The organism is Aliiroseovarius crassostreae, assembly GCF_025137635.1.
GTDB classification, from domain to species: Bacteria; Pseudomonadota; Alphaproteobacteria; order Rhodobacterales; family Rhodobacteraceae; genus Aliiroseovarius; species Aliiroseovarius crassostreae.
Map to the genome: position 1 here is coordinate 171,190 of NZ_CP080772.1, position 21,104 is coordinate 192,293.

At 60.5% G+C, this 21,104-nt stretch carries 21 protein-coding genes; 10 read left to right on the top strand and 11 right to left on the bottom strand.

What is annotated here, in order from left to right:
- Window positions 1-22 precede the first annotated feature (22 nt).
- From K3J57_RS00755 to K3J57_RS00765, 3 genes are all read right to left on the bottom strand, one after another.
- Window positions 23-1,795 carry a bifunctional molybdopterin-guanine dinucleotide biosynthesis adaptor protein MobB/molybdopterin molybdotransferase MoeA gene (locus K3J57_RS00755; protein WP_259796707.1) on the bottom strand — a complete coding sequence of 591 codons (1,773 nt, stop codon included), beginning with the start codon at window positions 1,793-1,795 and terminating at the stop codon, window positions 23-25.
- A 1-nt stretch (window position 1,796) separates the two neighbouring features.
- The gene (gene mobA / locus K3J57_RS00760) at window positions 1,797-2,429 is read right to left on the bottom strand and encodes a molybdenum cofactor guanylyltransferase MobA (protein WP_259796711.1); all 633 of its coding nucleotides are present in this window, start codon (window positions 2,427-2,429) and stop codon (window positions 1,797-1,799) included.
- Window positions 2,430-2,511: 82 nt separating this feature from the next.
- On the bottom strand, window positions 2,512-3,393 hold the full coding sequence (locus K3J57_RS00765) for a formate dehydrogenase accessory sulfurtransferase FdhD (protein WP_259796714.1): 882 nt from the start codon (window positions 3,391-3,393) through the stop codon (window positions 2,512-2,514).
- A 73-nt stretch (window positions 3,394-3,466) separates the two neighbouring features.
- Here K3J57_RS00765 and K3J57_RS00770 point away from each other — a divergent pair, with 73 nt between their 5' ends.
- A complete protein-coding gene (locus tag K3J57_RS00770; RefSeq protein WP_259793441.1) occupies window positions 3,467-4,219 on the top strand; it encodes an AzlC family ABC transporter permease in 753 nt (250 codons plus the stop codon).
- Window positions 4,216-4,545, top strand: coding sequence for a branched-chain amino acid transport AzlD family protein (locus K3J57_RS00775; RefSeq protein WP_055187712.1), 330 nt, complete (start codon window positions 4,216-4,218; stop codon window positions 4,543-4,545). The genes K3J57_RS00770 and K3J57_RS00775 overlap by 4 nt, the downstream gene beginning before the upstream one ends.
- A 9-nt stretch (window positions 4,546-4,554) precedes the next feature.
- Here K3J57_RS00775 and K3J57_RS00780 read toward each other — a convergent pair whose 3' ends face one another.
- The 3 genes from K3J57_RS00780 to K3J57_RS00790 all read right to left on the bottom strand — a co-directional run bounded on the left by K3J57_RS00780 (window position 4,555) and on the right by K3J57_RS00790 (window position 6,619).
- Window positions 4,555-5,475 (bottom strand): LysR substrate-binding domain-containing protein, encoded by a 921-nt coding sequence (locus K3J57_RS00780; protein WP_259793443.1) that lies wholly within the window; start codon window positions 5,473-5,475, stop codon window positions 4,555-4,557.
- A 367-nt stretch (window positions 5,476-5,842) separates the two neighbouring features.
- Window positions 5,843-6,451 carry a hypothetical protein gene (locus tag K3J57_RS00785; RefSeq protein WP_259796717.1) on the bottom strand — a complete coding sequence of 203 codons (609 nt, stop codon included), beginning with the start codon at window positions 6,449-6,451 and terminating at the stop codon, window positions 5,843-5,845.
- A gap of 33 nt (window positions 6,452-6,484) precedes the next feature.
- On the bottom strand, window positions 6,485-6,619 hold the full coding sequence (locus K3J57_RS00790; RefSeq protein WP_259776422.1) for an aa3-type cytochrome c oxidase subunit IV: 135 nt from the start codon (window positions 6,617-6,619) through the stop codon (window positions 6,485-6,487).
- Window positions 6,620-6,824: 205 nt separating this feature from the next.
- Here K3J57_RS00790 and K3J57_RS00795 point away from each other — a divergent pair, with 205 nt between their 5' ends.
- Window positions 6,825-7,793 (top strand): NAD(P)-dependent oxidoreductase, encoded by a 969-nt coding sequence (locus K3J57_RS00795; RefSeq protein WP_259793446.1) that lies wholly within the window; start codon window positions 6,825-6,827, stop codon window positions 7,791-7,793.
- Window positions 7,794-7,841: 48 nt separating this feature from the next.
- On the top strand, window positions 7,842-9,122 hold the full coding sequence (gene chrA, locus K3J57_RS00800) for a chromate efflux transporter (protein WP_259796719.1): 1,281 nt from the start codon (window positions 7,842-7,844) through the stop codon (window positions 9,120-9,122).
- Window positions 9,123-9,125: 3 nt separating this feature from the next.
- Here the strand turns inward: chrA and K3J57_RS00805 are convergent, their stop codons facing one another.
- On the bottom strand, window positions 9,126-9,608 hold the full coding sequence (locus K3J57_RS00805; protein WP_259793456.1) for a DUF6173 family protein: 483 nt from the start codon (window positions 9,606-9,608) through the stop codon (window positions 9,126-9,128).
- A 132-nt stretch (window positions 9,609-9,740) separates the two neighbouring features.
- Between K3J57_RS00805 and K3J57_RS00810 the strand changes: the two genes are divergently transcribed.
- Entirely contained in the window at window positions 9,741-10,277 is a 537-nt protein-coding gene (locus K3J57_RS00810; RefSeq protein WP_259793458.1) for a GNAT family N-acetyltransferase, read from the top strand.
- 80 nt (window positions 10,278-10,357) lie between these two features.
- Here the strand turns inward: K3J57_RS00810 and K3J57_RS00815 are convergent, their stop codons facing one another.
- The gene (locus K3J57_RS00815) at window positions 10,358-11,404 is read right to left on the bottom strand and encodes an MBL fold metallo-hydrolase (RefSeq protein ID WP_259785919.1); all 1,047 of its coding nucleotides are present in this window, start codon (window positions 11,402-11,404) and stop codon (window positions 10,358-10,360) included.
- Entirely contained in the window at window positions 11,401-13,122 is a 1,722-nt protein-coding gene (locus K3J57_RS00820) for an acyl-CoA dehydrogenase (RefSeq protein WP_259796722.1), read from the bottom strand. The genes K3J57_RS00815 and K3J57_RS00820 overlap by 4 nt, the downstream gene beginning before the upstream one ends.
- 84 nt (window positions 13,123-13,206) lie before the next feature.
- Between K3J57_RS00820 and K3J57_RS00825 the strand changes: the two genes are divergently transcribed.
- Window positions 13,207-14,178: an L-threonylcarbamoyladenylate synthase gene (locus tag K3J57_RS00825; RefSeq protein ID WP_259796725.1), complete on the top strand. Its 972-nt coding sequence runs from the start codon at window positions 13,207-13,209 to the stop codon at window positions 14,176-14,178.
- 103 nt (window positions 14,179-14,281) lie between these two features.
- On the opposite strand, the gene K3J57_RS00830 is transcribed toward K3J57_RS00825, so the two are convergent.
- Window positions 14,282-14,848: a YqgE/AlgH family protein gene (locus K3J57_RS00830; protein WP_259785932.1), complete on the bottom strand. Its 567-nt coding sequence runs from the start codon at window positions 14,846-14,848 to the stop codon at window positions 14,282-14,284.
- Between the two features lie 127 nt (window positions 14,849-14,975).
- Between K3J57_RS00830 and K3J57_RS00835 the strand changes: the two genes are divergently transcribed.
- The 4 genes from K3J57_RS00835 (at window position 14,976) to K3J57_RS00850 (ending at window position 19,751) form a co-directional block, all read left to right on the top strand.
- On the top strand, window positions 14,976-15,800 hold the full coding sequence (locus tag K3J57_RS00835; RefSeq protein WP_259796726.1) for a protein-disulfide reductase DsbD domain-containing protein: 825 nt from the start codon (window positions 14,976-14,978) through the stop codon (window positions 15,798-15,800).
- A 463-nt stretch (window positions 15,801-16,263) separates the two neighbouring features.
- Window positions 16,264-16,962 carry a TVP38/TMEM64 family protein gene (locus K3J57_RS00840; protein ID WP_259794801.1) on the top strand — a complete coding sequence of 233 codons (699 nt, stop codon included), beginning with the start codon at window positions 16,264-16,266 and terminating at the stop codon, window positions 16,960-16,962.
- Entirely contained in the window at window positions 16,959-18,326 is a 1,368-nt protein-coding gene (locus K3J57_RS00845) for a dihydrolipoyl dehydrogenase family protein (RefSeq protein ID WP_259796728.1), read from the top strand. The genes K3J57_RS00840 and K3J57_RS00845 overlap by 4 nt, the downstream gene beginning before the upstream one ends.
- 18 nt (window positions 18,327-18,344) lie before the next feature.
- Complete coding sequence (locus K3J57_RS00850; protein WP_259796732.1) at window positions 18,345-19,751, top strand: sensor histidine kinase; 1,407 nt, start codon at window positions 18,345-18,347, stop codon at window positions 19,749-19,751.
- Window positions 19,752-19,767: 16 nt separating this feature from the next.
- Here the strand turns inward: K3J57_RS00850 and K3J57_RS00855 are convergent, their stop codons facing one another.
- A complete protein-coding gene (locus K3J57_RS00855; protein WP_259793479.1) occupies window positions 19,768-21,033 on the bottom strand; it encodes an ATP-grasp domain-containing protein in 1,266 nt (421 codons plus the stop codon).
- Between the last annotated feature and the right edge of the window lie 71 nt (window positions 21,034-21,104).

The following is a 21,104-nucleotide window of genomic DNA, read 5'->3' on the forward strand; positions in this document are numbered from 1 at the left end:
ATTTTTGACCAGAAAATGAGGGTCAGGTGAGGTCGAACCCCGCATAGGGAAGGAAGCTGACCAGATCGCCGGGGGTGATGTCCTGCGCATCATCCGACAGTTCCACCAGCCCTGTGGCCCAGGCAAGGCCCGAAATGCGGCCTGATCCCTCGGATTTGAACGCCTCCACCCGACCATCGGCGCCAATGCGTGCGCGCAGGTATTCGCGGCGGCCCGCCTTCTTCTTCTTTGCAAAACCGGCGGGCAGGGCGATGGGCATCGGATCGAGCCATTTCCCCCCGGCAAGCACCGAAAAGGCGGGGCGGGCAAAGATCAAGGTGGTGACAAGGGCGGCCACCGGGTTGCCCGGCAGGCCAAAGACCGGCGTGCCATTCCATTGTGCCAAGGCCAGGGGGCGTCCCGGTTTGATTGCGATGCGCCAGTGATGCAGCGATCCGGTGTCTCGCAAAAGGGCCGAGACGTGATCCTCGTCCCCTGCTGATGCCCCGCCAGAGGTCAGGATCACATCTGCCTTTTCAGCGCCACCATCGAAAGCCGCGCGCAAAGCGTCACGATCATCTGCTACATGGCCAAGATCCACCGGTGTGTATCCCCAGGTCTCGGCAAGGGACAGGAGCATGGGGCGATTGGCATCAAAGGTGCGCGCCACGTCCATCGTGGAGCCGGGGGCGGCGAGTTCATCGCCGGTTGACAAGACCCCCACGCGCAGTGGCTTGCGGGTCTCGACCTTGGCCAGACCAAGCGCGGAGAGGAGTGCGATATCCGGTGCGCGCAGCTTGTGACCGATTGGAAGCGCCAGCTCACCAGCGTCCACATCCTCGCCCGCTGCACGGGCATTGGCCCCCGGTTTGGGGGCAGAGGGGAAGCTGACTGTCCCCGCATTGAGCGTCACATCCTCTTGCAGCACCACTGTATCCACGCCCTCTGGTAAAAGCGCGCCGGTCAGAATGCGGATGGCTTTGCCGGGGGGCACGGAACCGTCATACGGCCCCCCCGCTGCGGCGCGCCCGTCCACCAGTGGCAAGGTGATGGGGGTGTGGGTTGGCAGGCTGGCATGGGCAAAGCCATAGCCGTCGACGGCGGAGTTCGCGCCGGGTGGGTTGGCGCGCAACGCCATGTGGTCGCGCGCCAGAATGCGGCCCCGCGCCTTGTCAGTCGCAATGGTTTCCACGTCTGTGACCGGGCCAATCCGATCCCGCAACGAGGTGAGTGCGTCCTCCACCGGGGTCCAGTGAACACCGGGGGGCAGGGCAAAACAATTGTCCTTGAGGCCGGAGGGTTTCTCGGCCGGCCGGGGGGAGAGGCCGGTTTCCATGGCGATGAAATCGGCAATTGCCTTGGTGTCGTCCAGATCAAAAAGCGGGCAGGGCAGATCAGGTGGTGTGTGGTCAGCCGCCATTGCGCGCACGGTGGGGGTGTCACGAGCGATCAGTGGCTGGCCGGTTTCGGACCGGCAGGCTTCGATCTTGGGGTGGCTCGCCGACTTGAACCCTTCAACCAGCACGAGGTCACAGGGGCGAAGGCGCTTGACCAGGGCCTGCAGATCCGGCTTGGGGGCGCCGCGCAACTCGTGCAGCTGGGCGATGCGGGTGTCACTGGCGAGCAGCACCTCTTGCGCACCGGCAAGGCGATGGCGATGGGTATCTGTGCCGGGGCGTTCCAGATCGACCCCGTGATGGGTGTGTTTGATGGTGGAGACCACAAGCCCACGCGCGGTGAATTCGGCCACCAGCCGCTCGACCAGACCGGTTTTGCCGGAGTTCTTCCAACCTGTGACGCCAAAGATAGGGGGCATGTCAGGGGGCTCCTTTCAGAAGGGTTTCGGCTGTGGCCAGATCCTCGGGTGTGTTGACGTTGAAGAACGGATCAAAAGGCGTGGGGTCATAAGGCGCCAGTGCCGCCCCATGTTCATCGGTCCAGAGCACCACCTTGCGCAGCCCGCGTTCAAGCGCTGCGCGCAGGTCGTCGCGCAGCGTCACGGGCCACAGCCCAAAGGTGGGCTGGCGCATGGGGCCGCGTTTGGGGTCATTGGTGGCAGCAAGAGCGATGGGTGTGTTGCCTGTTTTGGCGGCATGGATCAGGCGGGCCGCCAGATCGGTTGGGAAAAACGGAGTGTCGGCTGCGGCGGTCAGGATGTGGGTGGCGCCCTGATCCGCCGCCCAGTCCATACCCGCCAGAACGCCCGCCAGTGGGCCTGCAAAACCGTCAATGCTGTCGGGCAGAACTTGCAGCTCCGTATCGGCAAACCGGGACGCATCGCCATTGGCATTCAATGCCATGGCATCGACCTGCGGCGTGAGCCGGGTGATCACATGGTCCAGCAGGGTTTTGCCGCCCAGCTCCAGCCGCCCTTTGTCGAGTTGCGTGTCTTCACTCCCCCCCATTCGGGTTGCGAGCCCACCAGCGAGGATCACCCCGTAAAGTTTCATGGCAGGACCTTTCGGGATTGTGCCGGAATATTGCGGTGTTCCGGCAGTTGCATTGTCGGGGGTATGGCGGCGTTGGGGAAGCTCATGTGCTCCCCTTTCGCCGGTGTTTCTTGTCCTCTGACGGGGCATGGGCCGGGTCCATGTCGCGGATCAGGCGATCGGCGCCAGACAGGCAGGTGAAGCGTTGTCCGCGCATCCTGCCGATCAGGGTCAAGCCGATCTCCTGCGCGATTTCCACCCCCCAGGCGGTAAATCCCGAGCGGGAGATCAGGGCGGGGATCCCCATCTGCGCGGTCTTGATCACCATTTCAGAGGTGAGGCGCCCGGTGGTGTAGAGGATCTTGTCCGTGCCCGTTACCCCTTCGCTGAACATCCAGCCCGCCACTTTATCGACCGCGTTATGGCGCCCCACATCTTCCATATATACCAGCGGTCGGTCGCGCTGGCACAGGACGGTGCCGTGAATGGCGCCCGCTTCGAGGTAAAGCGAGGGGGTCCGGTTGATCTTGTTGGCAAGAGTGTAAAGCCACGAGCTGCGCAACTCGGTTGGGGGCAGGGTCAACCCCTCAAGCCCGTCCATCATATCCCCGAACACCGTGCCCACGGCACAGCCCGACGTGCGGGTCTTGCGCGCCAGCTTGTCTTCGTAATCGGTTTCCTTGGCCGTGCGGACCACCACCGTGTCCAGATCTTCGTCATAATCGACGCGGGTGATCTGGTCGTCGTCGCGCAGCATGCCCTGATTGCGTAGAAACCCGATGGCGAGGTAATCGGGGTAATCTCCGATTGTCATTGCCGTGACAATCTCACGGCTGTTGAGAAAGATGGTCAGCGGGCGCTCCTCAACCACATTGGTGCAAATCTCGGCGCCATGTTCATCCACCCCTTTCACCGCCCGCGTCAGGCGCTGCGCGGTTGGATCCGGGGCGATGATATAGTCCGTGGTCAGGGTCGATTGGGCCATCTGTCATCCTCAGGCTCAGATTATCGGGAACTTGCTCTTGCCCCCCAGTGGTTTATCGGCAATTTAGGGGCCGATGAGCAAAACTGTCACCCCCAAAACCGCCTTTCTGCGCGGAGCGCGCGACGCGCTGCCCTTCCTTCTGGTGGTGGGGCCATTTGCGTTGTTGTTCGGCGTGGTTGGCACCGAGGCCGGGCTGAACCTGGTTGAGGTGATGGGCTTTTCCGTGCTGGTCATCGCCGGGGCCTCGCAATTTGCAGCACTTCAGGTGATGAGCGAAAATGCCCCGACGCTGATTGTGATCCTGACGGCGCTGGCGGTCAACCTGCGCATGGCGATGTATTCGGCATCTCTTACCCCGTATCTGGGCAAGGCGCCGATGTGGCAACGGGCGATGGCGGCCTATTTCATGGTCGATCAGGCCTATACCCTGTCGCAGATCAAGTTTGAGATGGAACCGGATCTCTCCGTGTCCTCCCGGTTTGCCTATTACCTGGGAACGGTCGTTCCTCTGGCACCGTTCTGGTATCTGCTCACCTATGTGGGGGCGGTGGCGGGCACGCAGATCCCGCCTGAATTTGCGCTGGATTTTGCCCTGCCGATCACCTTTATCGCGATGATTGCCCCGGCGCTGCGCACCCTGGCCCATATTGCGGCGGCCGTCACGTCGATCATCGTGGCCCTTCTGATGGCGTGGATGCCTTATGGAACCGGCCTTCTGGTGGCTGCGATCCTGGCGATGATCGTCGGCGCGCAGGTTGAGCTTTTCCTGGAACGGCGTGTGGCGCGGAATGGGGCAGGACAGGGCAAAGGGGGTGTCTCGTCATGAGCTATTCTCATCTATCGATCTGGGCGGTTATTTGCGGTCTGGCCGTGGGCAGTTTCCTGATCCGTTTCAGTTTCCTTGGTCTGATCGGGGACCGCCCGATGCCGGACTGGGTGCTGCGCCACCTGCGCTATACGCCGGTTGCAGTGTTGCCGGGGCTGGTTGCCCCGCTTGTGCTCTGGCCCGACGCGACCGGTGGTATGGTTGACCCGGCCCGACTGGCCGCGGCCCTGGTGACGCTGAGTGTGGGCTATTTTGGCAAAAATGTTCTGTTTGCAATCCTGAGTGGGGCACTGACGCTCTATGGGATGATCTACCTGCTGGGCTGATAGGTCCGGTCAGCCCACTGATGAGCACCGTTCGCATTTCTGCAGGTCGGCCAGCATGTGTTCAATCCATTTGCGAAAGATCTGGATCTTGCGAGAGCTGCGCCGATGTTCCGGGTAAACCAGCCAATAGGCATTGTCATCTGACCCCAACAGATCAAAGGGTTGCACCAACTCGCCACTGCGCAGGGCGCTTGAGAAAAAGGCCGGGGTGAGAATGGCGACCCCCTTGCCGGCAATCGCGGCCTGTCCTTCGACCACTTGGGATCCGAATTTTCCAATGGGGATGCTGGGCTTTGCCTGCCCTGCAACGCCTGCTGCGGACAGCCAGGCGTCCCACCATGGATCGGTTGGGTCCAGAATGGGCAGTTTCAAAATGTCAGATGGCGTCTTAAGCGGTTGGGCATTGTCCAGCAGATTGGGGCTGAGCAGGGGGGTGAAACTATGCTTCAGCAGCAGATGCTGGCGCAAGCCCGGCCATCCGCCTTTGCCCGCGCGAATGGCCATGTCAAACCCGCCATTTTCAAGATCGACAATTTGTTCACTGATTTCCATGCGCACCGAAATCTCGGGATGGGCTTGCTGAAAATCCGCAAGGCGCAGCCCCAGGATATTCACCGCAAATGTTGGCAGCACACTGATCGACAGGGTTTCCTGCGTCTGGCCCTGTGCCTTGGAATAGGCGTCGGAGAGCAGATCCAGTGCGCGGGTGGTGTCGGGCAGAAATCTGGCACCGACCTCTGACAGCGTGACGCCCCTTGCCTGTCGCACAAACAGCGCAGCCCCGATCCGTTCTTCCAGCAATTTGATTTGATAACTGACGGCCGCCTGCGTCATGCCCAACTCACTTGCGGCAAGGGTGAAGCTCTGATGCCGGGCCGCGGCCTCGAACACACGGATTGCGGCGAGAGGGGGGAGGTTGCGCCGGGTCATGTATTAAAATTCCTTATGTCTTGCCAATCGGGTTTGATTGGTCATTTGACGCGGACCGCGACATTTATAGGGCTTCACCACATGTTAGGTTATCCAATGGGCACTATACTGAACATCATGGAAAGGCGATACAAGGGTGTATCATTTGAATTCCTTATTGCCAGAATAAAGAAGCTACGGGTCTGGGTTCGCAAATGGCAAAGCCGTCGGCTGGACGTGGATGCCCTGCCAAATCACCTCAGAAAAGACATTGGTCTGCAGGATATGCATCGCAGGCGGGACCTGCCGGCGCGATCATCCTCATACTGGTTGCCATGACTTAGCGCGACCGAACCTGTCAGAGCCAAGTCGCGTATCCTGTGCCCGGCTAAGCCCCCAAGGGCAGGCCATTTACCAGAATTTCGTAGTTCAGATGTGGGTCATCATCATAGATGATGTCCTGCTGCACGCCGGGCTTGGTGGCGAAGTAATCGCTGAACTTCTTGGGATTCCACGGGGTCGGGGCATCCTCAAACCCAGGAAGACGTTGCACGATGGCGCTGACACTGCGGGTGCAATGGGCTTTGGGCACGGCCCCGCTCTGTTCGACCAGGCGAATGGCCAGCTCTGCCACCTCCGGGCTGACCACGATATCCTGGCGGATCACGTGGTAGGTGATGCGCGCGTGGTAGTCGATATAGAAGTCTTCCACGCCGGGGGTGATGCCGTAATGCACGTCATGGCGCTCGGGGATACGGTCATGCCCCCAGGTGCCCGCGGGATCAAACAGCACGCGTTCATGCCCGTTGATCATCAGCGCCGAGTGGGCACCGGACCCGGTTCGGTTGGAAATCACCGTAAACAGGGTCAGGGTCGGGGGGCCATCCGCCCGGTACGCTGCCTGACGGACCGCTGTGTCGCTGGCCCAGACATTATCGGCTCCACCACATGCGGTCAGTCCGCTGACCAATGCCAGCGCCAGAAAAACACTCCGCATCTTCACCCCTGATTTCGAACCGCTGAATGCGGTTTATGCACCTACCAGGGCAAGGAACACCAAAATCAGCAGGATTGCAATCGTCGACCGGACGCAGGCTTTGACGAAGCCTTCATAGGTTTTTTCCTGCGCGCTTGTGTCCATCGTGCCCATTTCATGCTCAGCCATGTTGTTTCCCTGTTATTTGAATCACACGTTAAGTTTTCGGATAGCGGATTTTCGGGAAGCTGTCACCATTTACTCCTGCGTGCAGGCGAAATAGCCGGGCAGGGCGTGTCTGAGGTCGGGGGGATCCGATGTCGCAAATAGAACAGTTTGTCACGCCTTCCGCTGCAAGGTTTGACCTTGAAAAGAACAGGAATGGGATAAGCGCATGAAAGTTGGGTTCATTGGATTGGGTAATGTCGGGGGGAAGCTGTCCGGCGCGCTGCTTAGAAACGGGATTGATCTGACGGTGCACGATCTGAACGCGGATCTGGTGGCAGGCAAAGTGGCGCAGGGTGCCATATCCGCTGCGACCCCGGCCCGGATGATGCGCGACTGCGATGCGGTGATCACCTGCCTTCCCTCTCCCGCGGCATCGGATGCGGTGATGCGCGAAATGTTGTCAGAGGTCGGACCGGGCAAGATCTGGATGGAGATGTCGACCACGGATGAGGCCGAAGTGAAGCGGCTTGGGGCCAAGGTTGTCGCTGCGGGAGGGGCCGCGGTGGATTGCCCGGTTTCGGGAGGGTGCCACCGCGCGGACACGGGCAATATCTCGATCTTCGCGGGATGTGATCGTGCGACTTTTGACAGGATCTTTCCGCTGCTTACCACCATGGGGCGGCGGGTTCTGCACACTGGGGATCTCGGTTCCGCCTCGGTTCTCAAGGTGCTGACCAATTATCTTGCGACGGTGCACCTGGTGGCCAATGCCGAGGCGCTGGTTACGGCCAAGGCGGCAGGGATGGACCTCAATACCGCGTATGAGGCCATCAAGATCAGCTCGGGCAACTCGTTTTCACATGTCACGGAAAGCCAGGTGATCCTGAACGGATCGCGGGACATCTCTTTCACGATGGACCTTGTCAAAAAAGACATCGGTCTGTTTCAGGACATTGCCGACCGTCAGGGCGTGCCGCTTGAGATCAGCCCGCTTCTGGTGAAAATCTTTGATGATGGGATTGCGCGCTATGGCGAACGCGAGTTGTCGCCCAATATCATCAAGCGGTTGGAAGAGGCGACCGGGCTGGACATCCGCGCGCCGGGGTTCCCGGCGGAAATGGTGGATGATGAACCCGAGGAACCCGGGTATGAGGTTATTCCCACCGGACGGGATGCGCCGGCCCAGACGGATTGACAAACCACGCCGGGATTGCAAGGGCTGGTCCGAATAATCCCGGAGCTGATGATGCCCTCCTCTGCTGTCCCTCATGTGCCCTTTTCGACCCTGTTTCGCGTCTTTCTGCGGATTGGGCTTTTGTCCTTTGGCGGTCCCGCAGCGCAGATTGCGCTGATGCACAAGGTGCTGGTTGAGGAAGAAGGCTGGCTGAGTGAGCGCCAATACCTCAATGCCCTCAGTTTCTGCATGTTGCTGCCCGGACCAGAGGCGATGCAGCTGGCCACCTATTCCGGCTGGCGCCTGCGCGGCGTGCCCGGGGGGCTGATGGCTGGGCTGTTATTTGTCCTTCCCGGTGCTGCGGTGATCTTTGCACTCGCCGCCCTGTATGTGAGCTTTGGTGACCTGCCGCTGGTGGCGCTGCTGTTTCTCGGTGTGAAATCGGCTGTGCTGATCATTGTGCTTGAGGCGCTGTTGAAAGTTGCCCGGCGCGCCCTTCAGGGGCAGGCGCATTGGCTGATTGCTGGACTGGCCTTTGCCGGGATCTTCTTTCTTGCGCTGCCTTTCCCGCTGATCGTGGTTGGGGCGGGTGTATATGGCGCGCTGACCGCCAGGGACCATGCGGTGGACGTCCCCTTGCCGCCACGCCATGGTCGGCAGGGCACTCTGGCGACCATCGCGGTCTGGCTCACCATTTGGCTGTTGCCCCTCTTTGCGCTCGACATGATTGCGGGATCGGATTTTCTGCCCCAGATCGGAGCATTCTTTTCCAAGCTGGCCGTGGTCAGCTTTGGCGGCGCCTATGCCGTGCTTGCCTATATGGCGCAGGATGTGGTCACCGGGTTTGGCTGGCTGACAGCGGATGAGATGCTTGACAGTCTGGGGCTTGCGGAAACCACCCCTGGCCCACTTATTCTGGTCACACAGTTTGTAGGGTTTGTCGCCGGGTTTCGCGAGGCGGGGTTTGCCATGGCGTTTGCAGCTGCCGCGCTCACGCTTTGGGTGACGTTTGTGCCCTGTTTCTTATGGATCTTTGCGGGGGCTCCTTATATCGACCGGCTGGCGGCCCAGCCGCGCCTCAAGGGGGCCCTTTCCGCAATCACCGCTGCTGTGGTCGGGGTGATCCTGAACCTCTCGGTATGGTTTGGTCTCAATGTGTTGTTCCATGAGGTCACGCACAGCACCCTCGGCCCGATCACCCTCTGGATCCCGGATTTTGCCAGTCTCGATGGGCGGGCCCTGGGGTTGACGGCTTTATGTGCCGTCCTGATCCTGCGGCTGAAACTGGGCTTGGGCTGGGTCTTGATTATTGCCGCAACCGCCGCGGTTCTACTCGGGCAGTTGGGCTGAGGTTTACCCTTCTTCGGACCCGTCTTCCGGATCCTCATCCTGACTGTCTTCGAGTTCTGCCGCCAGTCGGAACCCAATCCGTTTGGGGGCTTCAGCCTCAACCGCGACAGGCAGGGCGCGCAGCATGACGGAAAGCTGGCTGACATGCTGGATCAGCTGCGTGCGCGCACCGGACTGGTCGGTGCCGTAAAAGGTGATCACGTCGGGGTCAAAGAACCCGATCCCCTCAATGCGCAGCACACCTGCGTCGCCACCGGTGAACCCCATCGCCACCTCATGTTCATTGTCCAGCTGTTCTTCGAAATTCTTGATATAGAGGATCAGGCGCTCATACGCCCATTGAGCGGCGGATTTCTGCTCGACCGGAGTGGCGGCCATTTTCTCCGGCAGGGGTTGGTCCTCAACCACCACGGGGGCATCTTCGGAACATTTTGCGGCGTGTTTTCTGGGTTGAAAACGGGGCTTGGTGTTCGGGGCTTTGGTCATGATCCTCACTCGCGTCAAACTGAACCTTTCCGTTTTGCCACAGATGCGGGGGATCGTCACCTCGCATCTACGTGAAAGGTTTGAAAAATGCGTGTGAATGAATTAGTTTGTCTGTGTTTGAAGGAACGCGCCATGTATCTTACCCAACTGCCAGCCCAACGCCTGGTGATCCGTCATTGGGACGATGAGCTTGCCGATCCCGCTGGCCGGGCGCGGATAGAGCGCGCGCTGGAGGGGTTGCTGTCGCCGGAAGGGCTGGCTGCGATGCCGGCCGAGATGCAACTGGATCAGTCACGCACTGCCTTGCGGGCCTGGGTTGAGAGCCGCGCGCAGGAACGGGATGTCTATCTGATCACCATCAGCACACCCGAACAGGGGTCCGGTCGTCTGGTCGGTCTGATGTTCCTCGTGGATCTGGCAGATGAAGGGGCCGTGGCGCAGATGCAGCTGGGATACCTGTTGTCCGAACAGGACTGGGGGCAGGGATATGCCTTCGAAATGATGCGCGGCATGTTGGAAATCCTGCGAGAGGTGGAACCCGTAGCGGTTCTGGCAGGTGTGGGGCGCGACAATCCGGCTTCGGCCAAGCTGCTGGAACAGGCAGGGTTCACCCGTGACGCCGGCCTGTCCGGTGACGGTGCCTGCATGTTCGTGCGCAGCTTTGTCTGAGTGGCGCCCGTAGCTCATCCCGGCAAATCACTGCCACCAGACGTCTAAATCAACCCGTGGTCTTGACCAGGTGCTGCGCGTCAGTCGCGCCGTTGCCAAAGCCACGCCCCATCGTCGCGCTTGATCCGGGTCACCCTGCCTTGATGCAGCAGGTGGTTCAGATGCCCAACCGCTTCGACCAGCGCCAGCCCGTATTCCCCCGCCCCGATCTTGCGTTTGAACAGCGGCGGGAAACACGCGCCCGCCACTTGGGGCGTTTCCAGAAAGGCCTCCAACCGGTCCAGAGCATGATGGTGGTTCTGGATCAACTGCCGCATCCGTGTCGGCAACCCGGTGAACGGCAGCTTGTGTCCGGGCAGAACCAGTTGCGTGTCGGTGGCATAACCTGACAGGCGTTCGCAAGCCTCCAGCCAGTCGCCCACCGGGTCGGCCTCGGGTTCGGTTGCATAAACGCCAAGATTTGGGCTGATCGTTGCAAGCAGCTGATCGCCACCGATCACCAGCGCCCCATCTGTCGACCAGAGGGTAGCGTGTTCCGGGGCATGGCCATTGCCAATATGCACCCGCCAGTCGCGTCCACCAAAGCGCAGCGTCGACCCTTCCTTGATGCGTTTGAACCCCAGCGGCATATCCGCAACGATATCGGCATAGTTGAAGGGCCGTTCGCTGCGGCGTTTTTCCAGAACCTCCGGGTCCATCCCCGCCGCCTGCCAATAGGCAATCGTCTCATCGACCGGCACCATCTGCTCGTCCAGAAGCAACATGCGGGAAAACAGCCAGGCCGTGCGGGTGGTGACAAGCTCCGCCCCCATATCGCGCTGAAACCACCCGGCCAGCCCGACATGGTCGGGATGGTGATGGGTGACGATCACGCGCTTGACGGGTTTGCCCCCCAGCGGACCTGCAAGAAGTTTTTCCCAGATCCTTCGGGTTTTTCCGGTGTCAAACCCCGTGTCGATAAGGGTCCAGCCGCCGCCCTCTTCTTCAGGATCCTCAAATGCAAAAACATTCACATGATCCAGCGCCATCGGCAGGGGCAGCCGCATCCATAACGTGTTTTCTGCCACCTGCAGGGCCTCGCCCTCCCCCGGAGCATCGGGAAAGGGGAAGGTCAGGGGCGCGCTCATGAGGCGAGGTCGTCAGGTGTCAGCGCATAAAGCCCCGCCGCACCTGCGCGCGCTTGCGCAAATTGGGCCACGTGTTCCGGCAGCAGGCGATTTATGTGGAAACGGGCCAGTTCCGTGCGCGGCCCCTTGCCGCCTTCGGCAATGGCCGCCTTGAGATGGTAATGGGCCCCGAGCACCCGGGCAAAGCCCATCAGGAAAGGGACCGCCCCGGCAAAACGATCCTGCATGTCGGTCTGTTCCACCTGCCATTCGATCGTTTCGCGCAGGTCTTCCGCGGCAGACCAGACGGCTTCGGACATGTTCGGGAACAGGGCGCGGGCCCCTTCGGCCTGTGTTTCGATCTCTTCAAGCAGGCGGAAGGCCGCGTCGCCCCCGTCCATCATCTTGCGTCCTACGAGGTCCATGGCCTGAATTCCGTTGGTGCCTTCGTAAATTGCGGTCACACGCACGTCGCGCAGATATTGCGCAGCGCCGGTTTCCTCGATGAACCCCATGCCGCCATGCACCTGAATGCCCATATTCGAGACATTGATCCCGGTCTCAGTCCCATAGGCCTTGACGATCGGCGTCAGCAGGGCAGCACGCGCATTCCAGTCGGCATCCCCGGTGGCACGGCCCATGTCGATGGCCTTGGCCAGCGACATCGCCATGGCGCGGGCGGCAAACAGCTCAGCCTTCATCTGGGTGAGCATCCGGCGCACGTCAGCGAAATCGACGATGGTTCCATTGCCGGCATCCCCCAGCGGAGTGCGCCCTTGTTTGCGCTCCAGCGCATATTCAAGCGCCTGCTGGAACGCGCCTTCGCCAGTTCCATAACCCTGAACACCAACCCCAAGACGGGCATTGTTCATCATCGTGAACATGGCGGCCATGCCTTTGTGCGGCTCTCCGATCATCCAGCCGCGCGCGCCTTCAAACGACATCACCGCCGTGGGGCTGCCATGCAGGCCCATCTTGTGCTCAAGGCTGACCACCCGCAGGGAATTGCGTTCGCCGGGATTGCCATCGGCATCCGGGATCAGTTTCGGCACAAGGAACAGGGAAATCCCTTTGGTGCCCGCCACCCCGTCGGGCAGGCGGGCCAGCACCAGATGGCAGACATTCTCGGTGATGTCATTATCCCCCCAGGAGATAAAGATCTTCTGACCGGTCACCGAATAGGTGCCGTCGCCATTCTCCACCGCTTTTGAACTCAGCGCCCCGACATCCGACCCGGCCTGCGGTTCGGTCAGGTTCATCGTGCCCGCCCATTCGCCGGTGATCAGCTTGGGCAGATACAGTGATTTCAACTCGTCCGAGGCATGATGTTCCAGCGCTTCAATCTGTCCCTGTGTCATCAGCGGGCAGAGTTGCAGCGACAGGCAGGCCGAGGACATCATGTCATTCACGGCCGTTTGCAGGGTCAGGGGAAGCCCCATACCGCCATATTCCGGGTCCGCAGCCATGCCGATCCAGCCGCCTTCGGCAATGGCCTTGTAACCGCTGTCAAATCCTGGCGAGGTGCGAACGACGCCGTTTTCCAGCTTGGCCGGGGTCAGATCTCCGTTGCGATTGAGCGGGGCCAGAACCTCCTCGCACATCTTGCTCGCCTCTGACAGAACCGCCTGTGCCATGTCGGCTGGGGCTTCTGCGAACAGCTCGGTTTCGGCGATCTGGTCATAGCCGATCACATGATCGAACAGGAATTGGAAATCTTCGGTGGGCGCGCGATAGGGCATTGTCCGTCCTTTTCAGGCTGGTAAGTAAGGGCTGATCTATCCCATACTGAACGCCACCCAAGCGCAAAAGGAAAACGCAGCGTCATGAATGCGCCAATCACAACTGAATTGCTGGCGGATACTGCCGAGGGCATCACGCGTGCGGCTGAGGTGTTGCGGGCGGGCGGGCTTGTCTCGTTCCCGACAGAAACGGTTTACGGGCTGGGGGGGGATGCCACCAATGACCATGCGGTGGCCCGGATCTTTGAAGCCAAGGGGCGGCCCAGCTTCAACCCGCTGATTGTGCATCTGCCGTCGGTTGAGGCCGTTTCGGAATATGCGGTGCTTGAGGGGGTGATGCGCGATTTTGCCCTGGCATTCTGGCCGGGCCCGCTGACGCTGGTGCTGCCGCTGAAGCCGGGTGGCCCGCTGTCGCCGCTGGTCTCAGCCGGGTTGCCTACCGTGGCGATCCGTGTGCCGGAACATGATCTGGCCCGCAAGCTTCTGGAAGAAACCGGCCGCCCGATTGCGGCACCATCCGCCAACCCGTCGGGACGGATCAGCCCCTCTACCGCTCAGCATGTGATGGATGGGCTTTGCGGGCGGATTGATGCGGTGCTTGATGGCGGCACCTGTGCGGTTGGGCTGGAAAGCACGATTGTCGGCATTGATCCGGCGCCTGAGCTTACCCGGCCTGTTTTGTTGCGGCCCGGTGGCCTGCCGATCGAGGTTCTGGAACAGGCGATCCGTGGATCTTTGGCAATGCATAAGGCGGGCGATGCCATTTCAGCGCCGGGTCAGCTCACCTCGCATTATGCCCCGAATGCCCGGATGCGGCTGAATGCTGAAACCCTGTCCCCCGGCGAACGCTTGCTGGGGTTCGGGCCGGTGGATGCCGCGTATAACCTCTCTGCGTCCGGGGACCTTGTTGAGGCGGCGGCCAATCTGTTTGCCATGTTGCACAGGCTGGATGGCGAAGGGGATGCGCCGATTGCAGTTTCCCCCATTCCTGACCATGGTCTGGGGCGCGCCATCAACGACCGGCTGCGCCGCGCCGCCGCGCCGCGCGACAGCTGAAACGCGGTTCCCGCTCTTGTCGGGTTTCAGGATGTCCGGGCGGTGTGCCCCGGATCGTGTGGGGATGTGAGGGGCCGCGCCATTTCTGGCAGGGCTGAAGACCTCAGGCATGCCCCCCTTTTGAGGACAAAAGAAGCGGGTCAATGCCCAGCTTGGCCAGTGCGGCGGTCCATTTTCGATCATGATCGGGAGAGAAGACAATCGCGCGGTCGGCCTCGACAGTCAGCCAGACATTTTGCTGCAGCTCCCCCTCCAGCTGGCCCGCCGCCCATCCTGCATAGCCCAGGGCCGCAAGGGCCTGTTTCGGTCCGCTCCCCCTGGCGATATCTTCAAGGATGTCGCGCGTGGCCGTCATCGAAAACACGTCATCCACATGCAGGGTGGTTTCATTCCCGACGTAATCCTCGGAATGCAGGATAAATCCCCGCCCACCTTCCACCGGGCCGCCAAAAAACACGGCCTGTCCGTCGGTCAGTTCAGAGCCATCAATGTCGAGATGTGACAGCAGGTCGTCCAGCACCACATCGTCCGAGGGTTTGTTCACGATGATTCCCATCGCGCCGTCTTCGGAATGGGCACAGATATAGACCACCGAATGGTCAAATCGGGGGTCGTCAATGCCGGGCATGGCAATCAGGAGCTTGCCGCTGAGATCCGTTTCTCTATCCATGCTTAAAGCTTGGCCCCCAGATCGGGAAATGGCAAGGGGGGACCAACGCCGGGGGCCTGTTCATGGTAACATCCCATCCCCGAAATGTGATTTCCCTTTGTGGACAGAGGTCTTATCTATAGGGCAGATGAGACACGCGTTTACATATCTGGCCACCTGCCTGGCCCTGATCTCCGCCGCCCCTGCGTCTGCCGGGTCCGGTCTGCCGTCTGCCCCCGATGATATTGCCCGGATAGAGTTGCTGCCCGGCTGGCGCACGGCAACGGGGGAGCATATGGCTGCCTTGCGCATTAAGCTGGCGGACGGGTGGAAAACCTATTGGCGCGCGCCGGGCGACAGCGGCATTCCCCCCAGCTTTGATCTGAAAACGTCGGAAAATGTTGGCCATGTGGAGTTTCACTGGCCGGTGCCGGATGTCTTCGTTGAAGGCGGGGTGCGGACCATCGGCTATAAAGAAGAGCTGGTGCTGCCCATGACAATCACGCCCGGAACGGCGGGGGCACCCATCAAATTGTCGGGCGACCTGCAATTTGGGGTCTGCCTCGATATCTGCATGCCCATGCAGGCATCGCTGTCGATGGCGCTGCCAACCGGGGCTGCAACGCAGAACCGAGCGATCAAAAAGGCTCTGCAGGCACGGCCTGACACGTCGCGCGAAGCGGGGGTGAAAAAGGCACTCTGTTCCTTCGAACCCATCCGCGATGGCCTGCGCGTGCGGGCGGAAATCCACATGCCTCGGCTTGCCCCGAATGAGGTGGTGGTGCTTGAAACGGCCGATCCGGAAGTCTGGGTCGCCGAGGTGGACAGCCGCCGAGAGGGTGGGCGGATCATCGCTGAAACCGATATCGTGCCCCCAAAAGGGAGCGCCTTTGCGCTGAACCGGTCCGAGTTGCGCTTTACCGTATTGGGGGGCGGGCGCGGCGTGGATATCCTGGGCTGCACCGGCGGCTGACCTGCGCCCCGGCCCAGAGTGACAGATCGGGTTGACGGGCCTCACCTCTATTGTCCCCTGTTGTCGAAGGTGATGCCATGCTTGACCGTTCGCGTGGTATCCGGGAGCGATGTTTTCAAACTAAATCCGTTTATCCGAGAACTGGGCCAAATGGCGGGTCTCTACCCCGCAGCATGTCCCTGATCGGACCTGCGTGAACACTCCCGCAGACCCATTTGAGGGGGGATAAAGGAAACTGTAACCTTTCGTGCGGAAACCTCACCTCTGATCAAGCAAGCGTGAGAACCTGTTTCGGTCGCTATGAAATTGGCACCGCAGCCCTCATGTTGCCCTCAACACACTTGATCTGTGCGACATGTTCGCGCGAAAGGATGACATGATGGCGATGACTGACGGTGCGGAAGGGGTTTCCGTGAAACGAGATGAAACGAAACAGGAAACGTCCGGTAGCAGCGGCCACCCGATGCTGAAGCGCCTGCCGTTGATTGCCATTCTGGTTGTGGCCCTCATCGGGGCTTTCACCTTGCGGGAGTATCTGAGCTTTGAAGCACTCGCCGCCAACCGTGAAGCTTTGATCAGCTTTCGCGATGCGAATTACCTGCTGGCCGTGCTGGTTTTTCTGGCCGCCTACGTGGTGATTGTCGGCTTTTCGCTTCCCGGTGCAACCATTGCAACGCTCACGGGTGGGTTCCTTTTTGGCACGTTCCCCGGTGTGGTTTTCAACATCACCGGTGCCACGCTGGGGGCTGTGGTGATCTTTCTCGCCGCCCGCTGGGGTCTGGGCGAAAAACTTGCCGCCAAAATGGAGGCTTCGGACGGGGCGGTAAAACAGATCAAGGACGGGATTGACGACAATCAATGGTCGGTGCTGTTTCTCATTCGCCTTGTCCCGGCTGTGCCGTTTTTTGTTGCCAACCTGATCCCGGCTCTGGTCGGGGTGCCGCTCCACCGTTTTGTAATTTCGACCTTTGTGGGGATCATCCCCGGCGGTTTGGTCTACACCTCGGTTGGCGCCGGGCTGGGAGAGGTGTTTGCCCGTGGTGAAACCCCCGACCTTGGTATTATCTTCGAGCCGCATATCCTTCTGCCGATCCTTGGCCTCGTGGCGCTTGCTGCTCTGCCGATGGTGCTCAAAACTCTGAAAAAAGGCCAGAAAACATGAAACGTATCAAGGCTGATATCTGTGTGATCGGGGCGGGGTCCGGTGGGCTGAGCGTGGCGGCAGGGGCGGTGCAGATGGGCGCGTCCGTGGTGCTGCTTGAAGGACACAAGATGGGCGGGGATTGCCTGAATTATGGCTGCGTTCCCTCCAAGGCGCTGTTGCATGCCGGTCATAAAGGCATGGGATGGAAAGCGGCGCATGACCATGTGCGCGACACGATTGCAACCATTGAACCCCATGACAGCGTTGAGCGGTTTTCGGGGCTTGGTGTGCAGGTGATTAGCGAATTTGGCGCTTTCATTTCGCGCAGCGAAGTGCAGGCGGGTGAGACGATCATCGAGGCGCGCCGTTTCGTGATCTCAACCGGGTCCTCGCCGCTGGTGCCGCCGATCCCGGGGCTGGATCAGGTGCCGCATCTGACCAATGAACAGATTTTTGATCTCGAGGATAAACCCGAGCATCTTCTGATCATTGGCGGTGGCCCGATCGGGCTTGAAATGGCGCAGGCCCATCGGCGTCTGGGCTGTGAGGTGACGGTGATCGAAGGGGCAAAGGCGCTGGGCAAAGATGACCCGGAACTGGCCGCGCAGGTGCTGGATGCGCTGCGCGCTGATGGGATTGCCATCGAAGAAGAAGCGCTTGCCGCCGAAATCAGGGGAGGCGAGGGAGCGATAGAGGTTGAGGTCCAGGATGGCCGCGTCTTCAAAGGCTCCCACCTGTTGGTTGCCGTTGGGCGTAAGCCGAATATCGACAGGCTGGATCTGGACAAGGCCGGGGTAGAGGTCACGCGGGCAGGGGTGAAGGTTGATGACGGGCTGCGCACGTCGAACCGCAGGATCTATGCGATTGGTGATGTGGCTGGCGGGCTGCAATTCACCCATGTGGCAGGCTATCATGCAGGCGTCATTATCAAATCCATGCTGTTTGGGCTGCCGTCCCTGGCGAAAACAAGCCACATCCCCTGGGCCACCTATACCAGCCCCGAACTGGCGCAGGTCGGCCTGACCGAAGCACAGGCCCGTGCCCAACATGGCGAGCGGCTGGAGGTGGCGCGGTTCGACTTTGCTGGCAATGACCGCGCATTGGCCACCCAACAGGCCAAGGGGCTGATCAAGGTAATGGTGGTCAAGGGCCGCCCTGTCGGGGTCTCTATCGTCGGTCCCGGGGCCGGCGAAATGATCACGCTCTGGTCGCTGGCACTGGCCAATCGTCTGAAGATGAGCCAGATCGCAGGTATGATTGCCCCCTATCCAACCATGGCCGAAGTGTCGAAACGTGCTGCAGGGGCCTATTTCTCGCCGCGACTTTTTGATAATCCTAGGGTCAAACAGGTGGTTGGCCTTGTGCAACGCTGGCTGCCCTGAGTTTGAACGAGGTTCCTGGTGCTCAACTCCCTTTCCGGCCGTTTCCTGATCCTGACCGTGGCATTTGTCATGCTGGCCGAAGTGCTGATCTTCGTGCCCTCCGTCGCCCGGTTTCGTGAGGATTATCTGCTGGCACGGCTGGAACGGGCGCAGATCGCATCGCTGGTCCTGTTGGCAGATGACATGATTGACCCCGCGCTGGAGGCAGAGCTTCTGGAAAACGCGGATGTGTTCAACGTGGTTCTCCGGCGCGATGAAATGCGGGAACTGGTGTTGGCGTCAGCCATGCCCCAGCCGGTGGATGTGACCTTTGACCTTCGCATGGAAAGCTCTCTTGGCTTGATGCGCGCCGCGCTTGCCCGCCTGTTGAACCCGGAGCCACAGGTGATCCGGGTGATCGGACAGCCTGTGCGCATGGGCGGAGAGCTGATCGAGGTGACGATGCACACCGTCGATCTTCGCAATGCGATGATTGATTATGGCAAGAATATCGCCCTTCTTTCCGCCGTTATTTCGGCCATCACCGCCAGCCTGCTGTTCCTTGCGGTGCGTTTCCTGATGGTGCGCCCGATCCGCGAGGTGGTGGGCAATATGAAAGCCTATGCGCAATCCCCCGAAGACACGCGCCGTATTATGCGCCCACATACGGGCCTGACGGAATTGCACGAGGCCGAGGTGGCACTTCAGTCTCTCCAGACGGAACTCACCCATGCGCTGAAACAGAAGGAGCGGCTTGCGCAATTGGGCGGGGCCGTGGCGCGCATCTCACATGATTTGCGCAATATCCTTACCACGGCACAACTGTTTGCTGACCGGATGGAAAGCAGTCAGGACCCGATGGTCAAACGGGTGGGGCCGAAACTGATGAACTCGATCTCGCGTGCGGTCAGCCTGTGCGAAAACACCCTTGCCTTCGGGAAGGCCGAAGAACCTGCGCCAAGGCTGGAGCGGGTTGAACTGGCTCGGCTTGTGGATGACATTTTCGCCAGCGAGCGACTGGCATCGGGCGAGCACGCGCTCAGCTTTGCAGAAGATGTGCCCGCCGGGTTGGTGGTGCGAGCCGATCCTGAACAGCTCTATCGCGTTTTGTCGAACCTCGTGCGCAATGCCCGTCAGGCGATTGTGGCCAGCGGCAAGGAAGGTGAGATTGGCCTTATCGCGCATGATAATGGGGATCACTGGCGGATCGATTTGCGCGATACCGGGCCGGGCCTGCCGCTGTCGACCCGTGAAAACCTGTTCCAACCTTTCGCGGGATCCAACAGAAAAGGCGGGTCAGGGCTGGGATTGGCCATTTCGGCAGAACTGATCCGCGGGCACGGCGGCAGTTTGACATTGGAAAAGACCGACGGCGAGGGCACCCATTTTCGGATCATCCTGCCCAAAGAGATTGCCAGCGTGTCGGATGAGGACGCGTCCGGGTAGGGTGGGCAATGTGCGCTCATGCTGAAAGCCGGATCCGGGGGGCGCTTGGTCGGAACTGAAACGGCGCAGGATCGCGACTGCCGGTTGGGCGGCAGTTTTTCAGAAGCATCTCTTCGAAGGCCGCAAAAATCCGCTGCATGTGGGGGGGCTTGTAAGGGAAAGTGGTGTCGCAATCCATGTCATGCACGATCAGCGCGTTATCCGCTTCGAAGACCACCAGATTGCCCTGTGCATCCTCGGCACAGTCGATGCCGAAATACCCCAGTCCGATCCCGTCGGTGAGGGCCCTGAGCGCATGTTTGTGGCGCGTGGCGAAATCATCGTGGAAGTGATCCATGAACCGCGCTTCTTCACGACGTTTGTCTGCGCAGGCCTCCATCCCTGCATTCAGATACCAGATGTCCCAATGTGCGGCGATGGCCATGTGGCAGGGGAAGGGCTGACCATCGACAAACACCACCCGGTATTTGCGAAACTGCCTGTCATGTGGGGTGGCGTAATCAATGAATTCCGACAGAAAAAACGCAGGCTCCGGGTGGTCCACGAGGTAGGAAATCAGCGCCTCACGCGAGGGGATATTGGCAAGTCCTTTGCCCGCATGTGACCCGCAGGGACGGATGACAATCGGATAGCCGCCCAGCGCGGAGAGCATCTGATCTTCGGTTTCGTTCATCAACGCGGTCACCAATTCATCCAGCGTCACACGTTTGGTCTGTGGAAAGCGAAGCCCGGGCACATAAGAAAACCTTTGCCCAAGCTGATGACGTTGAAGCATGAGCTGAGCGCCGGGCAGGTTCAGAACCGTGCTGCCAGCCGAAGCAGCCAGCCGTCGCACCTGGCCAAAGATCGGATCTGTCGTGGCGGTGTCTGCCGGGATGGCGCAGAAGGCGACGTCATGGTCGGGCAGATCCAGATGCGTGCCGTCCGAGACATGCGGGTAATAGGTGATGATCTCGAAATCCGACCGCTGCAAAAGGAACTCGACCGGTGTATTGGCCCCCATGTGACCCGGTTTGGCAAAGACCAGCACCCGGCGTTTCGCACACTCACCTTGGTTGGTGACAAAGGCGCGCTGACGCGAGAGGGCTTTGGCCTGCCATTCCAGCCCCAAAGGCTGATTGCCCTGCAACTGTTCGATCACGGACAGGTCCATCAATGCCCCTTCGCAGGGACCTTCGCTCAGGCATTGGCGGAGCAATCGTGTCTGAACCGGGGTCAGATCCTGCCCCTGATAGGCCATCTTTGTCAGGTTCGCGAGGCCGATACGTGTTTGCGGTTCCATTCTGGCTCCTCTCCGTGATTCCCGGACAGGATGAGAGGATTTGATTAAAAAACCGTGCGTATTGGTCGAAA